The organism is Bacteroidia bacterium (assembly GCA_019695265.1).
Lineage (GTDB): Bacteria > Bacteroidota > Bacteroidia > JAIBAJ01 > JAIBAJ01 > JAIBAJ01.
In genome coordinates this window covers 1-11,283 of sequence record JAIBAJ010000115.1, presented here as the reverse complement: position 1 = coordinate 11,283, position 11,283 = coordinate 1, and the positions used below count along the sequence as shown (strand labels likewise).

11 protein-coding genes are annotated in these 11,283 nt (G+C 39.5%); all 11 read right to left on the bottom strand.

From position 1 onward, the window contains the following. Nucleotides 1-358, bottom strand: a 358-nt coding sequence (locus tag K1X82_13215) for a hypothetical protein (protein MBX7183066.1), incomplete at its 3' end; no start/stop codon positions are given. A 733-nt stretch (nt 359-1,091) separates the two neighbouring features. Continuing rightward, entirely contained in the window at nt 1,092-2,453 is a 1,362-nt protein-coding gene (gene hemN, locus K1X82_13210; GenBank protein MBX7183065.1) for an oxygen-independent coproporphyrinogen III oxidase, read from the bottom strand. 9 nt (nt 2,454-2,462) lie between these two features. Further along, on the bottom strand, nt 2,463-3,839 hold the full coding sequence (locus K1X82_13205; GenBank protein MBX7183064.1) for a hypothetical protein: 1,377 nt from the start codon (nt 3,837-3,839) through the stop codon (nt 2,463-2,465). A gap of 16 nt (nt 3,840-3,855) precedes the next feature. Continuing rightward, the gene (gene pdxH, locus K1X82_13200) at nt 3,856-4,503 is read right to left on the bottom strand and encodes a pyridoxamine 5'-phosphate oxidase (protein ID MBX7183063.1); all 648 of its coding nucleotides are present in this window, start codon (nt 4,501-4,503) and stop codon (nt 3,856-3,858) included. A gap of 2 nt (nt 4,504-4,505) precedes the next feature. Next, nucleotides 4,506-5,210: a sulfite exporter TauE/SafE family protein gene (locus K1X82_13195; protein ID MBX7183062.1), complete on the bottom strand. Its 705-nt coding sequence runs from the start codon at nt 5,208-5,210 to the stop codon at nt 4,506-4,508. A gap of 1 nt (nt 5,211) precedes the next feature. Next, the gene (locus tag K1X82_13190) at nt 5,212-5,652 is read right to left on the bottom strand and encodes a FixH family protein (protein MBX7183061.1); all 441 of its coding nucleotides are present in this window, start codon (nt 5,650-5,652) and stop codon (nt 5,212-5,214) included. 11 nt (nt 5,653-5,663) lie between these two features. Further along, a complete protein-coding gene (gene ccoG / locus K1X82_13185) occupies nt 5,664-7,073 on the bottom strand; it encodes a cytochrome c oxidase accessory protein CcoG (protein MBX7183060.1) in 1,410 nt (469 codons plus the stop codon). 84 nt (nt 7,074-7,157) lie between these two features. Then, nucleotides 7,158-8,369, bottom strand: coding sequence for a c-type cytochrome (locus K1X82_13180; GenBank protein ID MBX7183059.1), 1,212 nt, complete (start codon nt 8,367-8,369; stop codon nt 7,158-7,160). Nucleotides 8,370-8,391: 22 nt separating this feature from the next. Next, the gene (locus K1X82_13175; GenBank protein ID MBX7183058.1) at nt 8,392-8,556 is read right to left on the bottom strand and encodes a CcoQ/FixQ family Cbb3-type cytochrome c oxidase assembly chaperone; all 165 of its coding nucleotides are present in this window, start codon (nt 8,554-8,556) and stop codon (nt 8,392-8,394) included. A gap of 8 nt (nt 8,557-8,564) precedes the next feature. Further along, nucleotides 8,565-10,682, bottom strand: a complete 2,118-nt coding sequence (gene ccoN / locus K1X82_13170; GenBank protein ID MBX7183057.1) for a cytochrome-c oxidase, cbb3-type subunit I — start codon at nt 10,680-10,682, stop codon at nt 8,565-8,567. A gap of 6 nt (nt 10,683-10,688) precedes the next feature. After that, the gene (ccoS, locus tag K1X82_13165; GenBank protein ID MBX7183056.1) at nt 10,689-10,859 is read right to left on the bottom strand and encodes a cbb3-type cytochrome oxidase assembly protein CcoS; all 171 of its coding nucleotides are present in this window, start codon (nt 10,857-10,859) and stop codon (nt 10,689-10,691) included. Between the last annotated feature and the right edge of the window lie 424 nt (nt 10,860-11,283).

The window sequence follows — 11,283 nt, the reverse complement described above, 5'->3', positions numbered from 1 at the left end:
TTGAAAAATGCAACTGCCTCAATACCGCTTGTGGCAACTGCCAAAGCCTTTCCTTACTCAAATAATCCTCAAAATCGCCCTTGGGCCAACTTGGACTATACCACTCGCCTCCATATTGACTGATAATTATGATTGGCAGACTGGAATAATAGTTCCTCACCTGGTCTATAAATGAAAAGGTAGAAACCTCTCCTTCCCTTTCCTGAAAAATAAGTAAATTAGGTTCTTCCGAACCTTCAAATGGAAGACTTGGTAATTCTGAACTAAACCTGAGTAGGATGGAACTGCCAACTCGGGATAGAAACATGTTTATCAACTCAGCATCTTCCTTGGAATTATGAATTACAAGAATTGCCATGGCTTACAATAGGGTTAATTGCAAACTTACAAAGTTTTATGATTCCTGAACCTACATTCAAAAAATAATAAAAACATCTTATTCAAATCCAAACACACAAACACCTGTAAATTAAATAAATACAAAAACCATCTCCTGCCAAATATGAAATAATGAGGCATTAAGAGAGAATTTAACACATAAACCTCTCTTGTTTTTAAAACAGTACAAAAAAATTCTATTCTGCTATCCTCCATTGGATTTACTGAAAAGTTTTACCGATTGCCAATCTGCAATCGTCTAATGAAGATTTGCCATAATTTGCCTAAATAGCTTTGGCATCGGCATTTATACCGAATGGACAAAATGTATAGTCCAATTTTATGCTTAAATTTTCTTGAAAAAATCGGACTAACATTTTATATCCTCGGTACTTACCAATCTAAATTAATAAATTGCCTTTGGACTATTTATAAATTAAAATTGGTATAATAGTTGAGCTTAGAAAAATACCCATCCGGCAGCTGACTAATAGATACTGTGACAGGTTGGATTAGAAACTACTAGTTGAGGTTGCACCTCGGGCAACGATAGAGGCAAGTAGCCCACAGGAGCACGCGGCGTTAGCCAAGTGCGACGAGGACTACAGCCGAAAGCGTGACCCGAACGCCCTGGCAGGTTGGTTTGGAATTAGCCAAAATTTAGTTGGGCGGAGGGGGCCCGCATACCTTGAAACTTAAAAAATCGGCATACCCTAAATAGCTTTGCTAAACTTAGGTCCTGCTAACTCCTGGTGCTCAGCCCTGGCATCCAAAGCGTAGCAAATATTACGCAAAAATGGCTTACCAGCTTCCGTTACCGCTATCCCATCCTCCATCAAATCCACCAAACCTTCCTTTTCCATTTCTCTCAAACGTTCAATTCCTTTAAACAAAGCCGGTGTTTGCTCTCCTGCATCCTTCCACGAAGTATAAAAATTGCACATCAACTGAAGAATATGTCTCCTCAAAATTAAATCTTCCTCACTCAACTGATGACCCTTAAAAAAAGGAAACTCCCCCGATTCCAATCGTTTGTAATAATCTTCTACCTTCTTCTCATTTTGCACAAAACCGGTCCAACTATCGCTGATAGAAGAAGCACCCAGGCCAACCAATAACTTGGTAGTATTGGTGGTATAACCCATAAAGTTTCGATGTAATTTCTTATTACGCATGGCCTCAAACAAACCATCATTGGACAAAGCAAAATGGTCAATTCCAACTTCAATATATCCGGCTTCTTCCAACAAAGTCCGTCCAAGTTCATACAAAGCCCGCTTTTCCTCTCCCGAAGGCAAATCGTCCTCGGTAAATTTCCGCTGCCCCGGTTTCATCCAGGGAACGTGTGCGTAGCTATAAAACGCTATACGATCAGGCCTCAATTCCCTCACCTCCTTCACCGTATTAACTATGCTTTCCCTGGTTTGAAATGGCAGACCATAAATCAAATCATAATTAATAGAGGTATATCCCAATTCCCTAGCTTGTCGGGTAACCCTTCTCACATCTTCAACTGTCTGAATCCGATTGATTACATCCTGAACCTTGGGGTCAAAATCCTGAACACCCAAACTTAACCGTTCAAATCCAACCTGGTGCAAAGCTTCTAAATGGAAGCGGGTAGTATTGTTGGGATGAGCCTCAAAACTCAGTTCCGCACCTATACATAACTCTGCCGGTTCCAAAATTCCTTCCAGCAAGGTTTTGAGGTTACTAGGTGAAAAAAAAGTAGGAGTGCCTCCACCCAGATGTATTTCCTTAATTCTGGGTTTGGTTTCCAATAAGGCAACATACAAAGACCATTCTTTTAAAACAGCTTGAATATATGGCGACTCAACTGCATGATTTACGGTAATACGGGTGTTGCAACCACAATAGGTGCACAAGCTTTCACAAAAAGGCAAATGGATGTAAATACTTATTCCATCCCGGTCATTCGTGCTTCGAAAAGTTTCCGTAACCAGCTTCTTCCAGGTGGCCTGATCGGGCGCAACATTATCCCAAAACGGCATTGTTGGATAACTCGTATACCTTGGCACAGCCACATTGTATTTCTCAACCAGTGAAGTCATAATATATTTGCTTTAGGAACGGGCAAACTTAAGCAAGTGATTGCTCAAATCGGCTATTCCTCCTTTAATATTTACAATAAACGTATAAGCCTTACTCTTTAAAAAGGAAGCCGCTATCATGGAACGGTAACCATCTGAGCATACCAAGGCATAACCTTGTTCTCGGGATAATTCTTTCCAGCGATAGTTTAATTCTTCCAAAGGAATATGCAATCCGGACAGGAGTTGCTTTTCTTGCCATGATTTATTTGTTCTTACATCAAGGGGGATATATTGTTCATTTTCATCCATTAGCTTTAATTCTTCCCAGGAAAAACTATCAATTTGGTCTACCCTAAAGCCAACCTTTAACCAGGCGTCCATTCCTCCGTCTAAATAACCAATAAGTTGGGTATAACCAATTAGTAATAACCTTGAAATTATTTCCAATTCAGTCCCCGGCTCTGAAACGATCAGCAAGGAGGTACCGGAAGGCACCAAACGTCTTATCCAATATTCCATATTCCTATCTTTCCCAACATGAATAGCCCCTTTAATAAATCCCTTTCCAAATTCTTCCGTATCTCTAAAATCTAAAATTATGACACCCGATTCTAATGCCAATTTAATAGCGGCCGGAGACAATCCGTGATTCGAGTGATTAAGAACATCTTCAAAATGAGGCAAAACCCGCTTGTTTAAAGTGCATACCAAACTTTCTATATCAGCCTCGGCTGGACGTGATTTTAAATAAAAACGACTCCAAAAATCCTGCTTGTCCATCATCAGTTCAGGAAATTCATCCTTTAGCTTTCCGAGTGTATTCCATCCTGCAATTCTGGCAGATACAAAACTCTTACTTCGGATTGCTTTATTGGGAAAAACCAATACATAATCAGGCAAGCTCATAATTTTGCTGGTAACCAAATTCATTTGCTGTTCAATGAATGGATTCAATTCCCGCCCATTTTCCGACTTATTATACCCTTCATCTTCCGGTATGGTTAACACATCTCCGGAGAACAAGGCAAATGGATATTCGGCTTCATCGTACAATAGATAACAACAAAGCTCAGCGGCGATTACCTCCTTAGAAAGTATCTGAATAAGGTGCTTACCTAACCGAAACACTTCTTCATCTTTAGCGAAATGCGCATCAAAACCTATTCCCGGGCATGTACCAACAACAAGTTTACAGCCGGTTTTTTCAGCAAGTTCGGAATGTCCGCTTATATAGCTATCCTGAATTCTGGTCAGAAATACATAGTCAATTCTTGCCTTCCTTTCTTTGGCCAAATTCAAATAAGGGCTACAATCCCATTCCGGGTCCACCACAGCGGCAACCCCGTCTGACTCGAAATAATAGGATGAATGTCCTATAAATGCATTATTGAATTGATGAAGAAACATAAGGATTTGATTATTGCTAAGGCGATAACCTTGTAATCATCCAATTTTCCGGGAGTTTAGTAAATGCAATACGATCGTGTAACCTATTTGCACGGCCTTGCCAAAACTCAAAATAGGACGGAAACACCTGGTATCCTCCCCAATGATGCGGCTTTGGCACTTCTTTGTCGGAAAAAAGTTGAGTAAAATGAGCCATCCTGTCTTCAAGCTCAACCCTTGAATGAAGCTGAGCGCTTTGATTTGATGCCCAAGCACCAATTTGGCTTTCAACCGGCCGAGTTTTGAAATAATTCGAGGATTCCTCTTCAGAAATTCTCTTGGCCATGCCTTCTATCCGAACTTGTCTTTCCAATTCCGGCCAAAAAAATGTCAAACAAACATAAGGATTGGAATCCAACTCTTTCCCCTTTCTGCTGGAATAATTAGTAAAGAAAATCAAACCGTCTTGTCCAAAGTCTTTCAATAACACCACCCTGGAAGAAGGCCTGCCGTCGTTTGAAACGGTGGTGAGAACCATGGCATTGGGCCAATTTGCTTCAGCTTGTAATGCTTGTTTTATCCACTTTTCCAATTGAACAAAAGGATCTTGATCTACCTCCGACTCATTCAGTTGAAATAATGAATATTGTGTTCGAAGTTGCTTAATATGGAGTGAAGTATCCATTTTTATTTATGGCAACAGGAATGATGCGCCATACCATGGTCCATTTGAATGGAAGGGCTCAAATAAGGAATTCCCAAATTCATTCCTCTTAAAATCAACATGATGGCAGTAATACCAACCACTATAGGCACCAATCTGCGTACTTTTTCTCTAAACTGAACACTTATTTGATCTCGAACAATGGTTACCAACAACATGGCAGGCAGAGTTCCAAATCCAAATCCGGCCATAAAAGCAGAACCCATCCATGCATTTCCTTGAGCGATAGAACCGGCTATTCCCATATAAACCAAGCCACAGGGCAATAATCCATTTAAAACTCCAATTAAAAACAATGAACTATTGCTATGGTTGCCAAACAATGATCTTAAGTTAGATTTTACCCACTCCACACCCCGATACAATTTCCCTTTTGGAATTCTTGACTCCAAACCGGGGAAAAGCAATCCAATTAGAATCAAAACACCCACGGCAATTGACAATTTGCTTTGTAGTCCGGCCAAGGCAAACCCTTGTCCAATCAAACCAAACAACAAACCCAAAATAGAATAAGTAAATACCCTACCTAAGTTGTACAGAAACGCACCAAACCAACGATATAGCAAAGAACTGTTTTTCACAGGAATACTCAAGGCAATAGGACCGCACATTCCCACACAGTGGAAACTTCCAAGAAATCCTAATGTTATGGCAGCAAGTAAGAACATATTATTGAACTTGAATTATACCTTCATTGTAATAAGCAACCTGATCGGCCTCCCATTCCATTTGCAATTTATACATACCCGGTTTTAATTTACTGGTTGAAATCTCTGCCCGGCAGGTAGTATCAGCCGAAACTTCAATGGTTTTATCCAAGGAGGAATCGGATGGACGAAAGAAAAAGGCTTTTGCTTTAATCTTTTGACCTTTCAATTCTGTTGGAAAATTAACCTGAACTTTTCCCGGTTTCACTTCCCAGGAAAGGTTTGTTTTTAATTCATTGGTTTGATTAATCCGATCAATTCGTTTTTGGAACTTTAATTCCTGATCATAATAATCTTTGGAAACTAAGTCAACCCTTTCGCGAAGTGTAAGGACTACCATGGTTACTATCAGGGCTACAAACCCAACGTATAGCAAAACGATTCTAAATCCCCAGTTTTTCATAAGTATTGGTTTTAATTGGTTATTGGACCTAAGAAACTTGTTTTAATGGTTTCCAGTCTTTTCTCTCCGGAATACACACCGATGTATAAAATGGTCTTTCTCTCTTTGATTTGGGCTTTAGGAATGAAAATAAAGAATTCCGTTTCGGCTTTTGATCCATGCCCTACCACCAATTCCTTACCAACCATTTTAATTTCACCTATGCCACCTTCCTCAATTTTGAGATAAACCGGAACATCCTTGTGAGTCTTATTAATTAATTTTAGGTTATAGAGGTTACTAATTTTATCCTCCGGTTGCTGTTGGAACAACATTCCCGGAGTTCGAAGAATGGTTGCATCCACATTTTTTCGGGTTACCAACAGGGTTACCAAAACTCCAATTAAGATGGTTAACACTACGGAGTAAGCAATCATTCTTGGAGTAATGGTTAGATTTTTCCCTTCAGCAATACCCGTTTCTGATGCATACTTGATTAAACCTTTGGGTTTATGAATGCTTTCCATAATATGGTCACAAGCATCAATACAAGCGGTGCAGGCGGTACATTCCAATTGAGAACCATTTCGAATATCAATTCCCATTGGACAAACCTTTACACATTGGTGGCAATCGATACAATCACCAACCTTAGCCGATTGTTCCTTTTTGAACTTCGACCTTGGTTCGCCTCGTAAATAATCATAGGCCACCAAAATCGAACTTTTATCAGTCATTACGGCTTGCAACCTTCCATAAGGACAAACAATCAGACAAACTTGTTCTCTGAACCAGGAGTAAACAAGGAAGAAAACTGTAGTAAAAATTAACAAAGCCACCAAGCCACCTAAGTGCATAGAAACCGGCTCGCTTATAATTTTAAACAATTCATCTTTCCCGATGATATAAGCCAAGAATGTATTGGCAATTAAAAAGGATATGAGAAAAAACAGAAGATGTTTGGACCCCCTTTTGAGTATTTTCTCCTGATTCCAAGGCGCTTTATTTAATGCTTTTTGATGGCTGGCATCTCCTTCTATCCAATATTCTATTTTCCGGAAAACCATTTCCATAAAAATGGTTTGCGGACAGGCCCATCCGCAAAAAACACGACCATAAACAACGGTAAAGAGCACCACAAACAAAATAAATGTCAGCATGCCTATACCAAAAATAAAAAAGTCTTGTGGCCAAAAACCAACTCCGAAAAGTATAAACCGTCTTTCTAAAACATTAAAAAGAAACAATGGTTCATCTTGAAATTTGATAAATGGCAATGCAAAAAAAACTACCAAATAACCAATACTAAATAGGCTTCTCAGATTATAAAGAGGTCCACTTGGTTTTTGAGCATAAATCCAGTTCCTTTTTCCTTCTTCGGTGATTGTTCCGATACTATCTCTAAAGCCTTCATCCATTTTAGGCTTTTGCTTGTTTTCCATAACTCAACTTTATATAATAAGGTAAAACGTTTTCGTATAGTTTATTAAGGGGTAACAAAGCCACCCCTGAGGCATTTCTTCTCTCTATTTTGTTGCGGCAGGTGCTGCGGCACTTACAGAATCAGCTTTAACTGCAGTTGAATCACCGGGAACTACTTCCTCACCAGAATATAAATCACCTTGAGGCTCTTTTGCTCCCGGAGGATTGGAACCTTTTAGCGATAAAATATAACTAGCAACCTGGTGTATTTTTTTCGCACCCAAATCTTGTTCCCAAGCCTTCATACCTTTTTCGGGCCAGCCCAATTTAATAGACCGGTAAACATCTTTTATTCCACCTTTATGCAGCCAGTAAGCATCTGTTAAATTAGGACCCATACCACCTTGTCCTTGATTTCCGTGGCAAGCTTGACAATTTTCCATATAAATGGCTTTACCACCATCTAATGACGCTGCATCGGTTAATGCAACCAACTTTTCCTCATCAATTAAATCCGGAGCTAATTTTTTATACGCTTGAATGGCTGAAGTAGCTTGAGCCATTTCTTCTTTATACTCTCCATCAGAAAGTTTACCATTTCGGGAAATATGGTAATAGAATAAATATACTACCGAAAAGGCAATGGTTACAAAGAATCCGCCAACCCACCAAGGAGGTAAGCTATTATCCAATTCTTTAATTCCATCGTAGTTGTGGTCTAACAAAATATCTGCTTCCTTTTCAATAGCAACAGAATCGTTAAGTTGATCAAAAATGGTTCTTTTAACAATGCCGGATTTTGCCATTTCTTCGTCTCTTTCTTTAACTCCAAGCAAATCATTGATAATGCCGTAAAGATTCCAAATAACATACAACTCAAACAAAATGGCTATTACCATAAAGTAAAAGGTCACCGCATCTAAGCCCATGTAGTTGTCCCAGGTGGAACTTACAGCCTTAGTAGCTACTTCTTCAGCGGAGGCAGTGAAAGAAAAACCGCCCAAAAGAATGAAGGCAACTATAGCTTTTAAGCTTGAATTATCCTTATCTTTTTTTGCTTTTTCCACCTCTACTCGATGGTAGGCTGAAGTTTTTACTACATCGGCCATTACAATAATTACCACCAATAGGAAGAGGATGGCAACAAGCAGACCAATAAACAAAGGATTACTATAAACAGTGGGCTCGGCAGCGGCTACAGGTGCAACCTCTTCAGCCATTGCGTTGAGGCTTAAACCTGCAACTAAGGCTAGAGAAAGCATAGCTTTTGGATTAGCCCATTTGATGATGTTCAATTTATTTTTACCTGATTTCATGATTGAATGATTTAGGTGTGAATTATTCGTTTTCAAATGGAATGTTCTCCAGTTTTTTCAAGTAGCCTTTATCCGCTGTAAACACAAAGAATAGAAGGGCTGTGAAGAAGGTGAAGAAGATGAAGAGAGAAATCATTGGATAAATTTCAATTCCCCCTATAGTCGATAGATAGTTAATGAATTTCATGGTTTCTCTTATTTTTTGTTTCCTTTAATATCAGTACCCAGGCGTTGCAAATAAGCAATCAAGGCAACAATTTCTTTATTGCTGGCAGTTGAAACACCATCCTTTTTAAGGTTTCCGGCAATACTATCTGCCTGATGCATTAAATCTTTGTTAGCTAACCCATCGTAACCTTCAGGATAAGGAACACCTAAGGTTTGCATAGCTCTAACTTTTGCAGCAGTTGTGCTGGTATCTAAATCATTGTCTAATAACCAAGGATAGGTTGGCATAATAGAACCCGGAGAGATCGAAGATGGATCTAACATGTGGTTATAATGCCATGAATCAGGGTATTTTCCTCCAACACGGTGCAAATCCGGACCGGTACGTTTAGATCCCCATTGGAAAGGGTGATCATATACATATTCTCCGGCTTTTGAATATTCACCATATCTGGTGGTTTCTGAACGGAAAGGTCTTACCATTTGTGAGTGACATACATAACAACCTTCACGGATATAAACGTCACGACCTTGAAGTTCCAATGGAGTATATGGTTTAACACTTGCAATAGTTGGGATATTTGATTTTACTAAGAAGGTTGGAACCATTTCAATGATACCTCCAATTAAAATCATCACCAAACTCAACACCAGGAATTGAATAGGTTTTCTTTCAATCCAACGGTGCCAGTGTTCGCTGCCATGTTTTACATAAACAGGGGCCAAAGCAGGTGCTTCAGCAGGCTCATCAGCAAGGAATGAACCTTGTGATACCGTTTTAATCACATTATACACCATCAAAAGAACACCTAACAAATACAATGTTCCACCCAATGACCTTGCAGCATACATCGGCATAATTTGGGTAACTGTTTCCAAAAAGTTAGGATATTTCAACAACCCTTCTTGAGTAAAGTCTTTCCACATTAAGCTTTGCATAAAACCGGCCCAATACATTGGAATGGCATAGAAAATAATACCCAAGGTTCCCAACCAAAAATGCCAGTTTGCTAGTTTTTTGGAATACAACTCCGTACGGAACATTTTTGGAATCAAATAATACAGAATACCAAAAGTTAGGAAACCATTCCAACCCAAGGCACCAACGTGAACGTGAGCAATAATCCAATCGGTGAAGTGCGCTATGGCATTTACGTTTTTAAGAGACAACATTGGACCTTCAAAGGTTGCCATACCATAAGCGGTAACAGCCACCACCATAAACTTCAACACCACATCTTCTCTAACCCTGTCCCAAGCACCTCTCAAGGTTAATAATCCATTAATCATACCTCCCCAGGATGGAGCAATTAACATAACCGAAAACACCGTTCCTAACGATTGAGCCCAATCAGGAAGAGCGGTATACAACAAGTGGTGAGGACCTGCCCAGATATACAAAAAGATTAATGCCCAAAAGTGAATAATAGATAAACGATAAGAATATACCGGACGATTCGCCGCTTTCGGGATAAAATAGTACATCAATCCTAAATATGGAGTTGTAAGGAAAAATGCCACCGCATTATGTCCATACCACCATTGTACTAAGGCATCTTGAACACCTGCATAAAAGGAGTAACTTTTAAATAAAGTAACCGGAATTTCAAAGGAGTTAACAATGTGCAGAACCGCAACCGTAACAAATGTAGCAATGTAAAACCAAATGGCTACATACAAGTGACGCTCGCGGCGGGTAAGAATAGTACCAAACATGTTGATTCCAAAAACAACCCAAACCAAGGTAATAGCAATATCAATCGGCCATTCCAACTCTGCATACTCTTTACCTGTAGTAATACCCAAAGGAAGAGTAATGGCAGCTGCTACAATAATTAATTGCCAGGCCCAAAAATGCAGGTTACTTAAAAAATCACTAAACATCCTTGCCTTAACAAGTCGTTGAAGTGAATAATAAACCCCCATAAAAATACCATTACCTACAAATGCGAAAATCACGGCATTGGTATGCAGTGGTCTAAGCCTTCCGAAAGTGGTAAAACTTATGCCCAGGTTTAACGCGGGAAAAACTAGCTGGAGTGCAATGTACAATCCGGCTAGCATACCTACCACACCAAAAAGGATTGAGGCGTAGGCAAATTTTCTGACAATACTATTGTCATAGGAGAATTTTTCTAATTCCATGGTTGATTAAATTTTAGGATTAATAGATTTCGTAGCTGTTTCGTTTTCAAAAAGCATACGCACAGATGGGGTATAATCATCTTCGTACTGCCCTCGGGTCATGGCCCAAAAGAAGGCCCCCAAAAACCCAGCCGCTACGACTAAGCTTGTTCCGATTAAAAAGTATAATGCACTCATTTGTATGGGTTGAATTGCTGGGACAAAACTATCTTGCCCTATGGGCTCTAGCATGAGTGCAGTCAGAATCAGGTATGACCTTCGTCAGTTTATCTAAATTACCGACCAATTGCCTGCTAAATCAGTCTAAAAAAGGATATGCTGTAAAAATCAATCTAATCGAATCAATTTTAGTATTTCAAGTATGCGGGCCCCCTCCGCCCAAATAGCTTTTTATTAAGCCCCCAACAAATATGCACAGGCGTTCGGGTCACGCTATCGGCTGTAGTCCTCGTCCCCCTAGGCTAAAGCCGTAGGGGTCCTGTGGGCTACTTGCCTCTATCGTCAGTTTGTCTAATAAGCCCTATCTTTTGTAAGTTACTGATTGTTAATAATTTATTCGATAAAAAATTAACAACACATTGATTTTCAGTATATTTATGCA

Excerpts from the sequence above, each read along its gene's own strand:
- K1X82_13205 (MBX7183064.1), bottom strand. The coding sequence starts at position 3,839 with ATGTTTCTTCATCAATTCAATAATGCATTTATAGGACATTCATCCTAT.
- pdxH (MBX7183063.1), bottom strand. The coding sequence starts at position 4,503 with ATGGATACTTCACTCCATATTAAGCAACTTCGAACACAATATTCATTA.
- K1X82_13195 (MBX7183062.1), bottom strand. The coding sequence starts at position 5,210 with ATGTTCTTACTTGCTGCCATAACATTAGGATTTCTTGGAAGTTTCCAC.
- K1X82_13190 (MBX7183061.1), bottom strand. The coding sequence starts at position 5,652 with ATGAAAAACTGGGGATTTAGAATCGTTTTGCTATACGTTGGGTTTGTA.
- ccoG (MBX7183060.1), bottom strand. The coding sequence starts at position 7,073 with ATGGAAAACAAGCAAAAGCCTAAAATGGATGAAGGCTTTAGAGATAGT.
- K1X82_13180 (MBX7183059.1), bottom strand. The coding sequence starts at position 8,369 with ATGAAATCAGGTAAAAATAAATTGAACATCATCAAATGGGCTAATCCA.
- K1X82_13175 (MBX7183058.1), bottom strand. The coding sequence starts at position 8,556 with ATGAAATTCATTAACTATCTATCGACTATAGGGGGAATTGAAATTTAT.
- ccoN (MBX7183057.1), bottom strand. The coding sequence starts at position 10,682 with ATGGAATTAGAAAAATTCTCCTATGACAATAGTATTGTCAGAAAATTT.
- ccoS (MBX7183056.1), bottom strand. The coding sequence starts at position 10,859 with ATGAGTGCATTATACTTTTTAATCGGAACAAGCTTAGTCGTAGCGGCT.